This is a genomic window from Pseudomonas veronii (genome assembly GCF_001439695.1).
Taxonomy (GTDB): Bacteria; Pseudomonadota; Gammaproteobacteria; order Pseudomonadales; family Pseudomonadaceae; genus Aquipseudomonas; species Aquipseudomonas veronii.
On the sequence record NZ_JYLL01000028.1, the window covers coordinates 1 to 18,050 of the forward strand.

The 18,050-nt window shown below is 62.3% G+C and carries 15 protein-coding genes; 8 read left to right on the forward strand and 7 right to left on the reverse strand.

What is annotated here, in order from left to right; all coding sequences use genetic code 11:
• Positions 1-955: 955 nt before the first annotated feature.
• Both TU80_RS24620 and TU80_RS24625 read right to left on the reverse strand, forming a co-directional pair.
• On the reverse strand, positions 956-1,582 hold the full coding sequence (locus tag TU80_RS24620; RefSeq protein WP_017847484.1) for a response regulator transcription factor: 627 nt from the start codon (positions 1,580-1,582) through the stop codon (positions 956-958).
• On the reverse strand, positions 1,579-2,841 hold the full coding sequence (locus TU80_RS24625; RefSeq protein WP_046382812.1) for a HAMP domain-containing sensor histidine kinase: 1,263 nt from the start codon (positions 2,839-2,841) through the stop codon (positions 1,579-1,581). Before TU80_RS24625 ends, TU80_RS24620 begins: the two co-directional genes overlap by 4 nt.
• Positions 2,842-3,120: 279 nt before the next feature.
• Between TU80_RS24625 and TU80_RS24630 the strand changes: the two genes are divergently transcribed.
• The 6 genes from TU80_RS24630 (at position 3,121) to TU80_RS24655 (ending at position 8,162) form a co-directional block, all read left to right on the forward strand.
• Positions 3,121-4,305, forward strand: a complete 1,185-nt coding sequence (locus TU80_RS24630; RefSeq protein WP_057005595.1) for an ABC transporter substrate-binding protein — start codon at positions 3,121-3,123, stop codon at positions 4,303-4,305.
• Between the two features lie 34 nt (positions 4,306-4,339).
• Positions 4,340-5,299 (forward strand): YVTN family beta-propeller repeat protein, encoded by a 960-nt coding sequence (locus TU80_RS24635; protein WP_057005596.1) that lies wholly within the window; start codon positions 4,340-4,342, stop codon positions 5,297-5,299.
• Positions 5,296-6,036 carry an ABC transporter ATP-binding protein gene (locus tag TU80_RS24640; RefSeq protein WP_017847489.1) on the forward strand — a complete coding sequence of 247 codons (741 nt, stop codon included), beginning with the start codon at positions 5,296-5,298 and terminating at the stop codon, positions 6,034-6,036. The genes TU80_RS24635 and TU80_RS24640 overlap by 4 nt, the downstream gene beginning before the upstream one ends.
• Entirely contained in the window at positions 6,033-6,824 is a 792-nt protein-coding gene (locus TU80_RS24645) for an ABC transporter permease (protein ID WP_057005597.1), read from the forward strand. The genes TU80_RS24640 and TU80_RS24645 overlap by 4 nt, the downstream gene beginning before the upstream one ends.
• Before the next feature lie 108 nt (positions 6,825-6,932).
• Positions 6,933-7,472: a PQQ-dependent catabolism-associated CXXCW motif protein gene (locus TU80_RS24650; RefSeq protein ID WP_046382809.1), complete on the forward strand. Its 540-nt coding sequence runs from the start codon at positions 6,933-6,935 to the stop codon at positions 7,470-7,472.
• Between the two features lie 24 nt (positions 7,473-7,496).
• Entirely contained in the window at positions 7,497-8,162 is a 666-nt protein-coding gene (locus TU80_RS24655) for a response regulator transcription factor (protein ID WP_017847492.1), read from the forward strand.
• Positions 8,163-8,401: 239 nt separating this feature from the next.
• Here the strand turns inward: TU80_RS24655 and TU80_RS24660 are convergent, their stop codons facing one another.
• From TU80_RS24660 to TU80_RS24670, 3 genes are all read right to left on the reverse strand, one after another.
• The gene (locus tag TU80_RS24660) at positions 8,402-10,366 is read right to left on the reverse strand and encodes a PAS domain-containing hybrid sensor histidine kinase/response regulator (RefSeq protein ID WP_079444258.1); all 1,965 of its coding nucleotides are present in this window, start codon (positions 10,364-10,366) and stop codon (positions 8,402-8,404) included.
• Positions 10,296-11,453, reverse strand: a complete 1,158-nt coding sequence (gene nosP, locus TU80_RS24665) for a nitric oxide-sensing protein NosP (protein ID WP_046382808.1) — start codon at positions 11,451-11,453, stop codon at positions 10,296-10,298. The genes TU80_RS24660 and nosP overlap by 71 nt, the downstream gene beginning before the upstream one ends.
• 248 nt (positions 11,454-11,701) lie before the next feature.
• Entirely contained in the window at positions 11,702-12,877 is a 1,176-nt protein-coding gene (locus tag TU80_RS24670) for a porin (RefSeq protein ID WP_017847495.1), read from the reverse strand.
• Positions 12,878-13,196: 319 nt separating this feature from the next.
• Between TU80_RS24670 and TU80_RS24675 the strand changes: the two genes are divergently transcribed.
• Positions 13,197-14,060 carry an MBL fold metallo-hydrolase gene (locus TU80_RS24675; RefSeq protein WP_046382806.1) on the forward strand — a complete coding sequence of 288 codons (864 nt, stop codon included), beginning with the start codon at positions 13,197-13,199 and terminating at the stop codon, positions 14,058-14,060.
• 31 nt (positions 14,061-14,091) lie between these two features.
• On the opposite strand, the gene TU80_RS24680 is transcribed toward TU80_RS24675, so the two are convergent.
• Both TU80_RS24680 and TU80_RS24685 read right to left on the reverse strand, forming a co-directional pair.
• A complete protein-coding gene (locus tag TU80_RS24680; RefSeq protein ID WP_057005598.1) occupies positions 14,092-15,717 on the reverse strand; it encodes a methyl-accepting chemotaxis protein in 1,626 nt (541 codons plus the stop codon).
• A gap of 418 nt (positions 15,718-16,135) precedes the next feature.
• The gene (locus TU80_RS24685) at positions 16,136-16,618 is read right to left on the reverse strand and encodes an Lrp/AsnC family transcriptional regulator (RefSeq protein WP_017847498.1); all 483 of its coding nucleotides are present in this window, start codon (positions 16,616-16,618) and stop codon (positions 16,136-16,138) included.
• A 195-nt stretch (positions 16,619-16,813) separates the two neighbouring features.
• Between TU80_RS24685 and TU80_RS24690 the strand changes: the two genes are divergently transcribed.
• Positions 16,814-18,049, forward strand: coding sequence for a 3-methyl-2-oxobutanoate dehydrogenase (2-methylpropanoyl-transferring) subunit alpha (locus TU80_RS24690; RefSeq protein ID WP_057005599.1), 1,236 nt, complete (start codon positions 16,814-16,816; stop codon positions 18,047-18,049).
• Position 18,050 lies beyond the last annotated feature (1 nt).

Consider the following 18,050-nt stretch of genomic DNA (forward strand, 5'->3'; position numbering starts at 1 on the left):
GCGTTATCGTTGACGGTTTTCGCGAGCAAGCTCGCTCCTACAGTGGGGTCTAGGTGCCCGCGCTAGGCATGGGCACTGACCGGTAACTTTTGTAGGAGCGAGCTTGCTCGCGAAAAACCCGGGAGCGCTGCGGGGGGTCTGGTTTTTCGCGTTATCGTTGACGGTTTTCGCGAGCAAGCTCGCTCCTACAGTGGGGTCTAGGTGCCCGCGCTAGGCATGGGCACTGATCGGTAACTTTTGTAGGAGCGAGCTTGCTCGCGAAAAACCCAAGAGCGCCGCGGGGGGTCTGGTTTTTCGCGTTATCGTTGACGGTTTTCGCGAGCAAGCTCGCTCCTACAATGGGGTCTAGGTGCCGCGCTAGGCGTGGGCACTGACCGGTAACTTTTGTAGGAGCGAGCTTGCTCGCGAAAAACCCGGGAGCGCTGCGGGGGGTCTGGTTTTTCGCGTTATCGTTGACGGTCTTCGCGAGCGAGCTCGCTCCTACAGTGGGGTCTAGGTGCCCCGCTAGGCATGGGTACTGACCGGTAACTTTTGTAGGAGCGAGCTTGCTCGCGAAAAACCCGGGAGCGCTGCGGGGGGTCTGGTTTTTTGCGTTATCGTTGACGGTTTTCGCGAGCAAGCTCGCTCCTACAGTGGGGTCTAGGTGCCCGCGCTAGGCATGGGCACTGAGCGGTAACTTTTGTAGGAGCGAGCTTGCTCGCGAAAAACCCGGGAGCGCCGCGGGGGGTCTGGTTTTTTGCGTTATCGTTGACGGTTTTCGCGAGCAAGCTCGCTCCTACAGTGGGGCCTAGGTGCCCGCGCTAGGCATGGGCACTGAGCGGTAACTTTTGTAGGAGCGAGCTTGCTCGCGAAAAACCCGGGAGCGCTGCGGGGGGTCTGGTTTTTTGCGTTATCGTTGACGGTTTTCGCGAGCAAGCTCGCTCCTACAGTGGTAACAGGGGTACACGGGGGAGGATCAGCCCGCTACGCGCACCACGCCTAGGTCGATTCCCAGGTGGACCAGTTCGGCATGGGAACTGACCTGCAATTTGCTCTTGAGCAGGGTCAGGTGGTTGGACACGGTCTTGCTGCTGATATTCAACTGGTCGGCAATCACTCGGGTCGGCGTGCCTCTGGCCAGCATCAGGAAAATCTCCAGCTCACGCGGTGTCATGCCTTGCAAGCGTTGGTCGCTTGGCGTGTAGGCCAGTTGGGTGGCGAGGGACTGTTCGATATAGGCGTGGCCGTCGAGGACGCGCCGCACTGCTTCGATCAGCACCTCGGGCGCCGAGCTTTTGGTCAGGTAGCCCGAGGCGCCGGCTTCCAGGGCCTGGCGCACCAGCGGCAGTTCGTCGTGCATGCTGAAGAACAGCACGCGCAGTTGCGGCAGGCGCTGGCGCAGGCGGCGCGTGGTTTCCAGGCCGCTGATGCCGGGCAGGCCGAAGTCCATGATCACCAAATGCGGCAGTGCTTCCTGGACCCGGCTCAAGGCCTCTTCGCCGCTGGCCGCTTCGCGCACTTCGATGGCCGGCAACAGTGCACGCAACAGGCTGGCATAGCCTTGGCGCACCACCGCATGGTCGTCCACCAACAGAATATTCATGAGGCCTCCAATGGCATGTTCAACGCCAGCGCCCAACCGGCGCCGGGGTGGCTGAGGATTGTCAGTTCGCCGCCCAGGCAGCGCGCGCGTTCGTACATCGAATACAGGCCGACGCCCGGACGCTGCGGCGTTTGCGCGCCGCAGCCGTTATCGCGCACCCACAGGCGCAGGCGCGAACCGTGACGATGCAGGCGCACGCGCACCTGGCTGGCATCGGCATGCCGCACGATATTGGTCAGGGCTTCCTGCAGCAGGCGATAGAGGTGCGTCTTGCTCGCCCCGGACAACGCCGGCAGGTCCGCGCTGACCCGCAGCCGGCAATCGATGCCATGGCTGGCCTGCCACTGCGTCACCAGCATCGCGAACGCCTCGGCCAGCGGCAGGTGCTGCAGGGCCACCGGGTACAGGTCGTGGACCAGTGCGCGAAAGCCTTGCTGCAAGTGATCGCAGTGATCTTCCAGTTGCGCCACCGTGCGCGCGAGCAATTGCGGTTGGTCGGTGACCAGACGCAACAGGCAGGCCTGGGCGCGAATACCGGCCAGGTATTGGCCGAGGTCATCATGCAGGGTCTGGGCCAGGTGGTTGCGCTCCTGCTCTTGCACCGCCATCAGGGTTTGGGTCAGTTGGGTATTGTCGGTGTGCGCCTGCTCCAGGGCGTCGGTCATGCGGTTGAAATGCAGCGCCAGTTGCCGCGCTTCGGGTGATCCTGCGCTGCGCAGGCGCACATTGAGCTGGCCGGCGCACACCTGTTGCAAGGCGCGCAGCAGTTCGTCGAGTACGCCCATGCCACGGCGCACCGCCCAGCGGATGGTCAGCAGGCTCAGGGCCAGGGCCAGGGCGCACAGGCTCAACAGTTGTTGCAGGGAGTCCCAGACTTCATCGATCTCATCCCGCGGGTCGACGACGATGGACACGCGGCGGCCGTCCGGCAGGTCCAGTACCTGGGCACTGCGCCGCGCCTCGGCAAACAGCAGGCGCCCGAGCCAGGCGTCCAGGCCGGACGGCAGCGGCGCCGGCAAGGTCTCGTCGGGGGTCAGCCAATGCACGCGCACATGGCGCAGGCTGGCGGTGAGATGCGGTTGCAGGCTGGCCGGGTCGCGCTCGGCGGTTGCGCTGAGGTAATGCACCACCGCTTCGGCCGATTGCAGCTCACGCTCCACATCCGTCAGGGCCTGATGCAGCAACAGCGCGGTGCAGGCGCAGGTGACCAAGGCGAAGAAACCGCACACCCACAGGTTGATGCGCCACAGTGCCGACATACCTAGTGCGCCACGCTGGCGGGCACGCTCAGCGCCGGGCGTGGTGCGTGCAGCTTGTCGACGCCGATCAGGCTCACGATCAGCAGGAACGGCAAAAGCAGCGCCTTGAGGATTTGCATGATCGTTCATCTCCCGGATGGACACGGTGGGGGTAACCCATGCTAAGACCGCGCCACCTGCGCGGGGCTACTACCTTGGTACTGGCTCAGCGGTACTTTCTGCATATTTGCAGCAGACATAAGGCTTCCTATGCTGGCGCTACCTGACATGGAGTGCCTTATGCGCCAGCTCGCCCCCTACGCCGTGCTCTACCTGCTGGCGATTGCCTGCGCCGCCGGGGTGGCCACTGCCAGCCAGGCCGCCGAGGCGCCGTTGGCGGTGCAGATCGGCTACCTGGGCTATCGGCCCGACCCTGGGCCGCTGCTGTCGAATGTGATCCCCGAGCCCACCGACGCCGGGCAACGCGGTGCGGAACTGGCGATCATCGACAGCAACAGCACCGGCGCCTTTCTCAACCAACGCTACAGCCTGACCAGCGCCACGGTGGACAGCCCCGACGCCCTGCTCACCGCCGCCCAGGCCCAGCACGACCAGGGCCTGCGCCTGTTCGTGGTCAACGCCCCCGCCGCCAGCCTGCGCCAGCTCAGCGCGGCCCTGCCCGACAGCCTGCTGTTCAACGCCGGCAGCCCCGATGACAGCCTGCGCAGCACCGACTGCCTGGGCAACGTGCTGCACACGCTGCCCAGCCGCGCCATGCTCGCCGATGCCCTGGCGCAATTTCTGGTGGTGCGCAAATGGCAGAAGGCGCTGCTGATCGTCGGCCCCACCGAGGATGACCAGGCCTACGCCGCCGCCCTGCGCCGCGCCGCCAAGCGCTTCGGCGTGCATCTGGTGGCGGAGAAAGCCTGGCGCTTCGATAACGACCAACGCCGCAGCGCCCAGGCAGACATGCCGCTGTTCACCCAGACCGCCGAATACGACGTGGTGCTGGTGGCGGACGAGCGCGGCGACTTCGGCGAGTACGTGCCCTACCAGACCTGGTACCCGCGCCCCGTCGCCGGCACCCAGGGCCTGACGCCCACCGGCTGGCACAAGACCGTCGAGACCTACGGCGCCGCGCAACTGCAAAAACGCTTCGAAGCCCTGGCCGGGCGCTGGATGAACGACCGCGACTTCGCCGCCTGGATGGCCGTGCGCAGCGTTGCCAGTGCGGTGAACAAGCTGCGCCAGGTCGACCCCATGACCATCCGCCAACTGGAGATCAGCGAGCAACTGCCGCTGGACGGCTTCAAGGGCCGCAAGCTCAGCTATCGCGCGTGGAACGGCGAGCTGCGCCAACCGATTCCGATCGTGCAGCCCCGCGCGCTGGTCAGCACCTCGCCCCAGGACGGTTTCCTGCACCCCTTCAACGAAATGGACAGCCTGGGCTACGACAAACCCGAGGTGACCTGCCGCTTCCCTTGATCGCTCCCCTACTCACAATAATAAGGAATCCGCCATGCGCCGCACCCTGCTCTCATGCGCCCTGCTGCTTGCCGTCGGGCACGCCGTGGCCAGCACCGCCTGGGTCTCCAACGAGAAAGACAACACCCTCAGCCTGATCGACATGCAGACCCTGCAAGTCACCGACACGCTCAAGGTCGGCCAGCGCCCGCGGGGCCTGCTGCTGTCCCATGACAAAAAGCTGCTGTACATCTGCGCCAGCGACTCGGACCGCGTGCAGGTGATGGACGTGGCCACGCGCAAGATCATCAAGGAACTGCCCTCCGGCAAAGACCCCGAGCAGTTCGCCCTGCACCCCAATGACCGCTGGCTGTATGTGTCCAACGAAGACGATGCACTGGTCACCGTGATCGACACCGAGACCTCCAAGGTGCTAGGCCAGATCAACGTCGGCGTAGAGCCCGAAGGCATGGCCGTGAGCCCGGACGGCAAGTGGGCGGTGAACACCAGCGAAACCACGAACATGCTGCACTGGATCGACACCAGCACCCAGACCCTGGTCGACAGCACCCTGGTGGACCAGCGCCCGCGCTTCGTCGAGTTCAACCACGATGGCTCACAGCTGTGGGCCTCGGCGGAGATCGGCGGCACCGTGACCATTCTCGATGTGGCCAGCCGCGCGATCCTCAAAACCCTGACGTTCAAGATCAAGGGCGTCCACCCGGACAAGGTGCAGCCGGTGGGGATCAAGCTCAGTTCCGACGGCAAGTACGCCTTTGTCGCCCTGGGCCCGGCCAACCATGTGGCAGTGATCGACGCCAAGACCTTCGAGATCCTCGACTACCTGCTGGTGGGCCGCCGCGTGTGGCAGATGGCATTTACCCCGGACGAAAAACAGTTGCTGGCCACCAATGGCGTCAGCGGCGACGTGTCGGTGATCGATGTGGACAGCCTCAAGGTGCTCAAGTCGGTGAAGGTCGGGCGTTATCCATGGGGCGTGGTGGTCACGCCATGAACGCCCTGGAGGTGCGCGACCTGAGCTTCGCCTATGGCGCGCGCCAGGCCTTGCACGAGGTGAGCTTCAGCCTGGCACCGGGGCGGTTCGCCGCGTTGCTGGGGCCCAACGGCGCCGGCAAGTCGACCTTGATCGCCCTGCTCACGCGCTTGTACGACCTGCAAAGCGGCGACATCCGCGTCGGCGGCCACTCCCTGCGCGATGCACCGCGCGCAGCCCTCACGCAACTGGGGGTGGTGTTCCAGCAAAGCACCCTGGACCTGGACTTGAGCGTCGAACAGAACCTGCGTTATCACGCCGCGCTGCACGGTTTGTCGCGGCGCCAGACCGACGTGCGCGTCGCCGCCGAGCTGGCGCGCCAGGCCCTCACCGAGCGGCGCCGCGAAAAAGTCCGCGAGCTCAACGGCGGGCACCGGCGCCGCGTGGAAATCGCCCGGGCGTTGTTGCATGAACCGCGCTTGCTGCTGCTGGATGAAGCCAGCGTCGGCCTCGACCCCGCCAGCCGCCTGGCGCTGAACCAGCACGTGCGCAACCTGTGCCTTGAGCAAGGCATCAGCGTGCTGTGGACCACCCACCTGCTCGATGAAGTGCAACCCGACGATGCGTTGATGATCCTGCACCAGGGCCGCTTGGTGGCCAGCGGGCAGGTCGATGCGCTGATCCTCGAACAGGGTGGCGACCTCGGCAGCGTCTTTGCGCGCCTGACCCGCCCCACAACGACGGGAGCCCCGGCATGAACGCTTACTGGCAATGCTTGCGCGGCATCGTGCTGCGCGAGTGGCTGCGCTTTGTATTGCAGCGCACGCGGTTTCTCAGCGCCCTGGTGCGCCCGCTGTTGTGGCTGCTGGTGTTCGCCGCCGGGTTCCGCGCCGCGCTGGGTATCTCGGTGATCGAACCCTACGACACCTACATTCCCTATGAGGTCTACATCATCCCGGGGCTGGCTTGCATGATCCTGCTGTTCAACGGCATGCAGGGTTCGCTGTCGATGGTCTACGACCGCGAGATGGGCAGCATGCGCGTGCTGCTGACCAGCCCGCTGCCGCGCACGTTTTTGCTGTGCAGCAAGTTGCTCGCCACCGCGCTGATTTCACTGTTGCAGGTATACGGGTTCCTGGCGATCGCCTGGGTCTACGGCGTGCAACCGCCTGTCATGGGGCTGTTGATCGCCCTGCCGGCCTTGCTGCTGGTGGCCTTGATGCTGAGCGCGCTGGGTTTGCTGCTGTCGAACGCGATCCGTCAACTGGAGAACTTTGCCGGGGTGATGAATTTCGTGATCTTCCCGCTGTTTTTCATATCGTCGGCGCTGTACCCGTTGTGGAAGATGCGCGACTCCAGCGAGTGGTTGTATTGGCTGTGCGCAATCAACCCCTTCACCCACGCCGTCGAGCTGGTGCGCTTTGCCCTGTATGAACGCTTCGCCGGCCTGGCCCTCGCGGTGTGCCTGGGCTTGACCGTACTGTTCGCGGTGTTGGCGGTGCTGACCTTCAACCCCCAGCATGCGGCGTTGCGCAAAAAAGGCTGAGGGCGGCAAAAACTACTACTTTAGTACTGGTTTTACTGTCTATCGTCGCATTCCCAAGGGCTCGGGACTCACGTGTAATGGGCGCATAACGATAAGGATCGCCCTGCCATGCTGCCTGCCCGACTGCCCTTGTTGGCGCTGCTGTGCCTGTTTGCCGCCAACGTACAGGCCGATACCGCATTATTTTCCGCCGACGGCTATCGCATCAGCCTGTATCGCAGCCCCACGCCCGATCATGTGCAGGGCGCGACGATCATCGACACCCCTGCCCTGCAAGCCCTGCTGACCCAAACCCCAGCCCCGGTGCTGATCGATACGTATCGCCGCCAGTGGCTGCAAGGCCGCTTCATCGAAGACCAGCCCCACGCCAACCTGCCCGGCAGCCGTTGGCTGGCCAACACCGGCGACGGCGACCTCACGCCGGAGTGGCAAAGCTATTTCGTGCGCCACCTGTACACCTACAGCGGCGGCAACCTGGCACGACCATTGGTCTTCTATTGCCGCTCCGATTGCTGGCTGAGTTGGAACGCGGTAAAACGTGCGGCCAACCTGGGCTATACCTCTGTGTATTGGTATCGCGATGGCCTGGATGCCTGGGAAGCGGCGAAGCTGCCGGTGTCGGTGGCGCAACCCGAGCCATTTGAATAACCACAATAAGAAAGGTGAACGGCCATGTACAAAATCCTGATTGCCGATGATCACCCACTGTTTCGCGAAGCGATTCATAACGTCATCAGCGATGGTTTCCCCGGCAGCGAAGTGATGGAGACCGCCGACCTGGACAGCGCCCTGGCGCTGACCCAGGAACACGACGACCTCGATCTGATCCTGCTCGACCTGAACATGCCCGGCATGCACGGTCTCAATGGCCTGATCAACCTGCGCAACGAATCGCCGACCATCCCGGTGGTGATCGTGTCCGCCGAGCAAGACAAGCAAATCGTGCTGCAGGCCATCACCTATGGCGCCGTCGGTTTTATCACCAAGTCGTCGCCGCGCCAGCAAATGACCGAGGCGATCCAGCAGATTCTCAACGGCAATGTGTACCTGCCGCCGGACATCATCCGCACCCAGAAACCCGGCACCCACCGGCGCCTGAACGAAAACCCGGGCTTCGCTCCGGAATTGCTGCAGGCGTTGACCCGCAAGCAGTTGCTGGTGCTGGAGCGGATGACCAAGGGCGAGTCGAACAAGCAGATTGCCTACACCCTGGAGATCGCCGAGACCACGGTGAAGGCCCATGTGTCGGCGATTTTGCGCAAGTTGAATGTGCATAATCGGGTGCAGGCGATCTTGAGCGCGGGGGATATTGATTTTGGTTCTTATCTGCGTCGCTGATCTTTCGGAAAGCGCATAGAACCCTTGTGGGAAGGGGTTTGTGTGGGGTTTGTGTGGGGCTTGTGTGGGAGGGGGCTTGCCCCCGATAACGGTGGATCAGTTATAGGTGCAGTGACTGACAGTCAGCTATCGGGGGCAAGCCCCCTCCCACATTGGATCTCCATTTGATCTCTGGTTCTCCATTTGTTCTCTGGATCTCTGGATCTCTGTTTGATCGCTGTTTGAGGAGCGTTCGGTGGTCATTTGCCTAAGAGGTGGCTCATCGCGGTCTTGAGCTTCATCGGCCGCACCGGCTTGTGCATTAAGGTGTGCCCCAGTTCGCGGATCTGCAGCTTCAGTTCGTTGCTGTAATTGGCGGTGATCATCATGGCCGGGATCGGGCTGGCGCGCCGGGCGTTGATGCGTGCCACGGCGTCGACGCCGTTCTGCTCATCGTCCAGGTGGTAATCGGCGATCAGCAGGTCGGCCTCGGCGTGGTAGTTGTCCACCTGCCGCGCCAGGTCTTGTTCCGATAACGCGGTGACCACCCGGCAGCCCCACCCCTCCAGCAAGGTCCGCATTCCGGCGCAGATCGCTGCGTCGTTATCCAGCACCCACACCCGCGCGCCTTGCAGGCGCTCCAGCATCGGTTCGCTCATGGACGGCTGCGGCAGCGATTTGGGCGCGGTGGCGCTCAAGGGCACGTCCACCGCGAACATCGAGCCCTTGCCCGGCCACGACTTGACGGTGATGCGATGGCCGAGGATGCCGGCGATTTTTTCCACGATGGCCAGGCCCAGGCCCAACCCGCGATCCTGGTCGCGCCGCTGCACATCGCCGCGCTTGAACTCCTGGAAAATTTCCTCCAGGCGATCTTCGGCAATGCCCATGCCGCTGTCCCAGACCTGGATCGACAAGCGCTGGTGCTGGCGGCGGCAGCCCAGCACCACGCGCCCCGAGTAGGTGTAGCGAATCGCATTGCTCAGCAGGTTGCGCAGAATCCGCGCCAGCAGCTGGATATCGCTGCGCACCAGCGCCGAGCAGCCGACGAAGTGCAACTCCAGGCCTTCGCTGCGCGCCAGTTGGGTGAATTCGACGGCGAGGTTGTCGAGCAGCTCGCTGAGGGCGAACGGGGCGATATCGGCTTTGATCACCCCGGCATCCAGCTTGGAAATATCGACCAGGGTGCCCAACAGGTTTTCCACGTCTTCCAGCGAGTTGCTCACGTTGCGCACCAGGGTTTCATTGGCCTGGGGTTCGCGGCGTTCAAGCAAGGCGCCGGTGAACAGGCGCGCGGCGTTCAGCGGTTGCAACAGGTCGTGGCTGACGGCGGCGAGGAATTTGGTTTTCGACAGGTTGGCCTGCTCGGCTTCGAGCTTGGCTTCGCGCAGGCGCGATTCCACGCGGCGGCGTTCGTCGATTTCGCGCAGCAACTGGTCGTTCAGCGAGGTCAGTTCCGAGGTGCGCTGGGCGACGCGCAGCTCCAGGTTCTGATAGGCCTGGTGCAAGGCTTCGGCGGTGCGCCGGCGCTCGGTGATGTCGCGGATCAGCACAAAGATCCCCACCACTTCGCCACTGGCCAGGCGGTTGGGCACGTAGGAGCGCAGCATGTAGCGCTCCTGGTTGTTGATGTTGGTTTCGGCGAATTCGAAGGTCACGCTCTCCCCCGCCAGCGCCCGCGAGACGTAGGCATCCAGGCGCTGACAGTGTTGTTCGCTGTGGACTTCGCGCAGGCTCTGGCCGAGCATCATGCCCCGCGGCCAGCAGTACCATTCTTCATAGACCTTGTTGGTGAACTCATACACCAGGTCGGCATTCAGGTAGCCGATCAGCGCCGGCACATGGTCGGTGATCAGGCGAATCCAGCGCTCGCTCTCCTGCGCCTTTTGCGCCGCGGCCTGCTCGCGGCGCAGGGTTTCGGCGCGCAGGCGGGCGTTGATCAGCAAGTGGTTGCTGGCGCGCAGTTCGGCCATCGCCTGGTTCAGCGCGTCGGTGCGCTCGCGCACTTGTTCGGCGAGCACCACCGAGTGCTGGAACGTGGTGTAGGGGTCGTTGCCCTGGGTCACCCCGGACTCGATGCGCTCGATCAGCGCCGCGTTGATCCGCGTCAGCTTGTAGTTGTCCAGGCGTAGCCGCGCCAACTCGGCCAACAGTTCATTGCGATCCTGGGGCTCGCCCTCGGGCAATGGCGACGCCGGTGAAGGTCTGGTTGATATGCATGCCATTGAACTGTTCTCCGTAGGTGTTGAACCCCATCACCCGCTGGTCGCGCAGGAAGCCGCCGATCTGCTCCAGGGTGCCGCTGTCTTCCAGCTCCAGGCGGCGCAGGAAGCAGTCGCAGCCAATGGTCAGCAGCAGCTCGCCGAGGCGAGATTGCAGGCCGTCGAACAGGGTTACCAGGTTCGGCAGGATCGGCCCGGGTGTCATCACCGTGAGGACGATGCCGTTTTCCACGGCGCAGTAGAAACTCAGGCTCAGGTCGTCATGCACCTGCTGTATCGCCCTGACGTAGTACTGGTCGTGGATACGTACCGCCAGCGGGTGCGCGGCGAAGACGCGGTGGTCGAGGTCGGCCACGGCCACGCCGATGTGCCGCGCGTACTCCTCCGCGGCGGGCTCGGCGTTGAGCTCGAACACTCGCCGCGACGGGCTGTCGGCGCCGGTCACCACGAGTTTTTCCGCACGCGGCAGAATGTGGTGGGTGGTGAACACCTCGAAGTCCAGCCAGGTATTGACCAGCACCACCACGGCCGCGCCGCTGTGGAACGCGCCGTTGAAATACACGTGGGTGTGCGTGAGGTAGTTGTCGTCGCCGGCCGAACCGCCGAAATGCGGGATATCGCCGAGCGCCGCGCTGAGGGCCGCGAGCACCATTTCTTCACGGCTGGACAGCCCGTCGAGCAAGGTCAGGGCGAAAGTGTTGCCCTTGATCGGCGCCAGGGTGTTGCTGCGACAGCCGCCCACCAGACGTTCGACCATGTGCTGGGCGTCGATCAGGCTGAAGTGTTCCACCTGGTCGATCAGTTCGGTGGCAATCGAAAAATGCGCGTGGTTAAAGCCCATCGCCGTCACGCAATTGCGCCCGTAGCCTTGGGGTGTGATCTCGCCGGCGCTGGTGCAACCGACGAGGCGCACATTGCCGAAACAACGTTGCAGGGCTTGGCCGAGCGCCTGCAGGTCGTAGGAAGCCGAGCAGAAAAACAGCACGAAGCCCAGGTACGGATGCAGCAGTTGCTCGGCCAATTCTTCGGCGGCCTGCCCGGCATCGGTGGCCAGAGACATGGCACTGACTACGCCTTCATGGTTGTGCATCGTCGACTCTCCGCTCTGAGGCATGAGTGTACGAAGGCTGGGGGGGCGGAACCTATGCTACTTGGGTACTGGGTGGGGGGATGCGATGGGATGAGACGCTCAGGATGCAGGTAATCAAATGTGGGAGGGGGCTTGCTCCCGATGGCGGTGGATCAGCTACAAATGAGCCAACTGAACCACCGCTATCGGGGGCAAGCCCCCTCCCACATTTTGACCGCGTACCACTTAAAGACCAGGGCAGTCAGGTCTTACCAAGTGAGCACGGCACCGACGGCGAAGGTGTCGGTGTCTTCATTTTGGGCGCTGGTGTCATGCCCCTTGATCTGGAACTGGTTGTATTCAGCGACCAGCTTCAGGTTGTCGTTCACGTCGTGAAACAGCGCAATGCCACGGGTGTCATAGTCGGCGCCGCTGCCCACCACGCCGTTGCCGTCGTCCTTGGTCTTGCCATACGACAGCGCCAGGCGGTTCTTGCCCAGCTTGTAGGAGCCTTGCAGCAAGTAGCCGTTGCTGTCGACATTGCGCAGGGTCGCTTCGCCGGCATTGTTGGTGAAGAACGGGTTGATGCCCTTGGCCTGGAAGCCCGAGCCGGTCAGGGACAGGCCGCCCATTTTCGCCTGCACGCCGTAGCCCACGCCTTTGGAGGTGACGCTGTCGACGTTGGAATCGGTGTTGTCCGAAGTCTGGTAGCTGCCGTTGAGCCAGCTGTAGATCTTCGCCCCGCCCAGGTCGAACTGGTAGGTGATCTCGCTCTCGGTACGCGGGTTTTTCTGGTAGGCCTTGCCTTGGGGGCTGCTGTCGTTGGTATCGACCGGGTCGAGGATGCCGACGGCAACACGCAGGCCGTCCATCACCGGGGTGCGGTAGGTGATCTGCGAGGTCGGGAACGGGTATGGATAGCCGCTGCCGATATTGCCGAACGAAACCCCGCCGCCGTCGACCAGGCCGAGGCTGTCGCTGACCTGGCCGTAGCCCGCGAGCAATTCGTCGAGCAGGATGTTGGAGCGGGCGAACAGGCCGAAGTCCTTGCCGATCAGCACTTCGCCCCACTCCGGATTGGCTACGGTGCCGTAGAACTGGCGCACATCGATGGCAGTGTCGGTGCCGTTGGTCTGGCTGTCGTTGATGGTCACCCAGAACGAGGCACGGGCGCCGAGCTTGAGGTCGTCGGCCTGCTTGGTCATGTTGAAGCCCAGGTAGTTGGGCAAAAAGCCCATCTTCACCCGAGCCTGGCGGCGGTCGTATTGGTCACCGGCGCGGTCTACGTTGCTGTTGACGTAGAAGGCGTTGATGTAGCCATCGGTGGAGAAGGTGGTTTCGTCTTTGTCGTACAGCATGATTTCGGCGCTGGCGAACGGGCTCAGGCCCAGGCCGACGAGAAACACAGGCAACAGACGCAGGGGGAGTTTCTTATTGTTATGCATGGTGCGCTCCGCAACGGGGACATGATGTCGGAGGCGATTATCGAAAGCTGCCAGGCCACGGCCTACGCTGCCTTGGCGCCAATTTCAGGGTGCTTTGGACGGGCAGCGGGGGCTCGGCAAATTCGGTGTAAGACCGGCCCGTTCACAGACGCGGCACTTAGGGTGTAAGACCGACCCTGAACAACATGCCGAAAGACCGCGTCATGTCCTGTTACAGGTCGACACTTTGCCTCGCAGCGTTTTTTTCCCTTAATCTGCCAAGTCCATGTGGGACACATCGCGAATGTAACCCGCAGCCCACCACCAAGGACCGCCGCCCATGCCCGCGTTGATTCAGGCTTTTCTGGACGAGGCATCGTCGACCTACACCTATGTGGTGCATGAGGCCGACGATGGCCCCTGCGCCATCGTCGACTCGGTGCTCAATTACGACCCGGCCTCCGGGCGCACCGACACACGCCAGGCCGACAAGGTGATCGCCTACGTGCGCGAACATCGCTTGCAGGTGCAATGGCTGCTGGAAACCCACGCCCATGCCGACCATCTGTCCGCCGCGCCTTACCTGCGCCGGACGTTGGGCGGCAAGATCGCCATTGGCCAGGCCATCAGCAAGGTGCAGCACGTGTTCAAGCACCTGTTCAACCTGGAGCCGGAATTTCGCGTCGACGGTTCGCAGTTCGACCACCTGTTCGCCCCGGATGAAATCTTCCCTATCGGCAACTTGAAGGCCCAGGCCTTGCACGTGCCCGGCCACACCCCGGCGGACATGGCCTACCTGATCGACGATCAACTGATCCTGGTCGGCGACACCCTGTTCATGCCCGACGTCGGCACCGCCCGCTGCGACTTCCCCGGTGGCGATGCACACCAGCTGTATGCGTCGATGCGCAAGCTCCTGGCCTTCCCGCCGCAGACCCGACTGTACGTATGCCACGACTACCCGCCACAAGGCCGTGAGGCCCGGTGCCAGACCACCGTGGCCGAGCAGCGCGCGGGCAATATCCATGTGCATGACGGGGTGGATGAAGCGGCGTTTGTGCAGATGCGGACCCAGCGCGATGCCGGGCTGGGGATGCCGACACTGCTGCTGCCGGCGATCCAGGTGAATGTGCGGGCGGGGAATCTGCCGCCGCCCGAAGAGAATGGGGTGGTGTACCTGAAGATCCCGCTCAATCAGCTCTGAACGCGCTCAACCGGCCACCTGCGTCGCGGGTTCACGCGATGGAGAACTGAGCCACAATCTGCTTGAGATCCATCGCCAGCTTCGACAGTTCGTGGCTGGCAATCGACGTTTGCCCGGCGGCCGACGAACTCTGGATCGACAGGTCGCGAATGCTGATCAGGTTCTGGTCGACGGAGCGCGCCACATGCGCCTGTTCTTCGGAGGCCGTCGCGATCAACTGGTTCCGGTCGTTGATGTCGGCAATCGCTTCGGTGATCTGGGTGATGGCCTGGCCTGCTTCGTGGGCGATTTTCAGGGAGTCCACCGCTTCGCTGCGGTTCATGGTCATCGACGACACCGCCTCGTTGGAACAGACCTGGATCTTCGCGATCATCTGCTCGATTTCCTGGGTCGAGGTCTGGGTCCGGTGAGCCAGCGCCCGCACTTCATCGGCCACCACCGCAAACCCTCGGCCTTGCTCGCCGGCCCGCGCCGCTTCGATGGCGGCGTTCAGCGCCAGCAGGTTGGTCTGTTCGGCAATCGAGCGGATCACTTCCACCACCCGTGCGATGTCCTGGGCCTGCTTGGCCAGGCCTTCGACTTCCATACCGGTCTGCTGCACGGTGGCGCTGAGTTTTTCAATCGACGCGATGGTCTGGGTCACACGCTCCTGGCCGATTTGGGCCGAGCGTTGGGAGTCCTGGGTCGACTGGGAGGCCGAGACGGCATTGCGCGCGACTTCTTCCACCGCCGCAGTCATCTCATTGACCGCCGTGGCGGCCTGGTCGGTTTCCATGCTCTGGCGCTCGATACCGGCGCTGGACTCACGGGTAATCGAACTCATCTCTTCGGCAGCCGAGGCCAACTGCCCGGAGGCTTCGGAGATGTGCTGCAAAGTGGTTTTGAGGTTCATCTGCATCGCGGCAGTCGATTGTTGCAGCTCCGTCAGCTCATCCTTGCCGTTGACGGCGATGGCCACGCGCAGATCACCGTCGGCGATCTTGGAGGTCGACACCAGCAACTCACGCACTGGGGTAATGATACTGCGGGTAAACAGGCTCGCGACGACCACGGTCAACAGCACTGAAGCGCCCATCAGCACCCAGGTAAACAGACGAGTCGCGTTGTATTCGCTGGAGGCGATCCGCACCGCCTCATTGGAGCCGCGCCCGTTCAGGGTGATCAGGTCGTTGATCGAGTCCTGCGCCTTGAGGGCGACGGGGGCTTGCACGTCGCTCAGATAAGCGGCGATCTGCGCAGAGGTGCCTGTGGTAGAGAGTGTCAGAAACTCGTCGATCTTCTGGTTGTAAGTGCCAATACTGCTCATGACTTCGTCATATTTGGCCTGCTCCTCGGGGCTCGACACCATGGGAGCGTAGCTCTGGGCGATCTTCATCAACTCCGATCGGATACTTTGAAGGCTATCCCGTGAACTTTGATCCTGCCGGGCACTGTCCATGGCAAAACGGCGCAACTCCAGACGTAACTTAAACAGGGCTGAATCGATTCTTCCAGCCAGGCGAATACTGGGCAGCCAGTTGCTTTCAATCTCGATGGTTGAAGAATAGACGGAATCGACTTTTACCAGCGTCATGCCCCCTTGTATTAACAACAGAATGCAAACCACTCCGAAACAAAGGGTGGTACGTAGATTCAATTTCAGGGATCTCATAGACATCTCGATTCACCTTTTACGTGGAATTGTTAGTTAGGTGGCTTATAGCTACTAATTTGTTTAATAACGCGTGAAAAATTCGTGAGCGATCAAGGAAATTTTTATGATGCAAGAAAAAAACCCCGTTCTTTTTAATTACTTAGCTAAACAACAAAACTCATCCAGCCTGAAGCCCAAAGCGCGTTGGAAGTCAATCGGGCCAGGCGGCAATATTTAGAATACGAAGTTAGATTAAAGTCGTAGGGTACACGGCACCTTGGCGGCTGATTCTCCATGACTTGTCCGGCCACTTGAATGGGGAACGTAGCCGATACAATAGAGCGCTCAGGTAAAACATACATTGACAGGTGTCAATACTAAAAAGCGCGCGCCAATAAAGAGCAATGCATGAGTTGCGTTGCGTTGCGCCGCGAACCTTGTCTCAGACCATCAATCCATCCGGCGGCAGTGGCAACGCGGTCTTATAGCGCACTTGTTTAAGAGCGAAGCTGGAGCGGATATTGGCAACACCTGGCACTTTGGTCAGAAAGTCCATCATGAAACGCTCCAGCGACTGGATCGTCGGCACCAACACACGGATCAAATAGTCCGGGTCGCCGGCCATCAAGTAGCACTCCATCACCTCGGGCCGGTCGGAAATCGCCCCTTCGAATTGCTGCAAGGCCAGTTCGTTCTGCTTTTCCAGGCTGACATGGATAAACACGTTGACGTGCAGCCCCAGCAGGTCGGCATCGAGCAAGGTTACCTGGTCGCGAATCAGGCCCAGTTCCTCCATCGCCTTGACCCGATTGAAACACGGCGTGGGCGACAGGTTGACCGAGCGGGCGAGGTCGGCGTTGGTGATGCGCGCATTCTCCTGCAGGGCGTTGAGAATGCCGATATCGGTACGGTCCAGTTTGCGCATGAGACAAAATCACCTGTTTATTATGTTTATGCAGTTTTTTTATCCGCAAATGAGCCCGAGCGCAACGAAACACAGATAAATATTCTTCTACGCCCCGCCTATGATTGTTGTAGGACAAGATTTCTCCTACCCGGAGGATGACGGTCAGCTAGCGCGCCCACTACAAGAAATTCACAAGATCGAGCGTAGAAAGCCATGAACCAGCCGTATGCACCACTGCGCCTGCACGTTCCCGAACCCTCGGGCCGCCCAGGCTGCAAGACTGACTTTACCTACCTGCGTCTGACCGACGCCGGCCTGGTGCGCAAACCCAGCATCGACGTAGAACCCGCCGACACCGCCGATTTGGCCAAGGGCCTGATCCGCGTGCTCGACGACCAGGGCCAGGCCCTCGGTCCGTGGGCTGAAGACGTGCCTGTCGAGATCCTGCGCCGGGGCATGCGCGCCATGCTCAAGACGCGCATCTTCGACAACCGCATGGTGGTCGCCCAGCGTCAGAAGAAAATGTCGTTCTACATGCAGAGCCTCGGCGAAGAAGCCATCGGCAGCGCCCAGGCCCTGGCCCTGAACATCGACGACATGTGCTTCCCCACCTATCGCCAGCAAAGCATCCTGATGGCCCGCGACGTGCCGCTGGTGGACCTGATCTGCCAACTGCTGTCCAACGAGCACGACCCGCTCAAGGGCCGGCAACTGCCGATCATGTATTCGGTGAAAGACGCCGGCTTCTTCACCATTTCCGGCAACCTTGCCACCCAATTCGTACAAGCCGTGGGCTGGGGCATGGCCTCGGCGATCAAGGGCGATACCAAGATCGCCTCGGCCTGGATCGGCGACGGCGCCACTGCCGAATCGGACTTCCACACCGCCCTCACCTTCGCCCACGTCTACCGCGCGCCGGTGATTCTCAACGTGGTCAACAACCAGTGGGCCATCTCCACCTTCCAGGCCATCGCCGGCGGTGAAGCCACTACCTTCGCCGGACGCGGCGTCGGGTGCGGCATCGCCTCCCTGCGCGTGGACGGCAACGACTTCATCGCGGTGTACGCCGCTTCCGCCTGGGCCGCCGAACGCGCGCGCCGCAACCTCGGCCCGACCCTGATCGAATGGGTCACCTACCGCGCCGGCCCGCACTCCACGTCGGATGATCCGTCCAAGTACCGCCCCGCCGACGACTGGAGCCACTTCCCCCTGGGCGACCCGATTGCGCGCCTCAAGCAGCACCTGATCAAGATCGGCCAGTGGTCCGAAGAGGAACACGCGACGGTCAGTGCCGAACTGGAGGCCGAAGTGGTCAAGGCGCAGAAAGCAGCCGAACAGTACGGCACCCTCGCCGGCGGCCAGATTCCAAGCGCCGCGACCATGTTCGAAGACGTCTACAAAGAGATGCCGGAGCACTTGAAGCGCCAGCGTCAAGAGTTGGGGGTCTGAC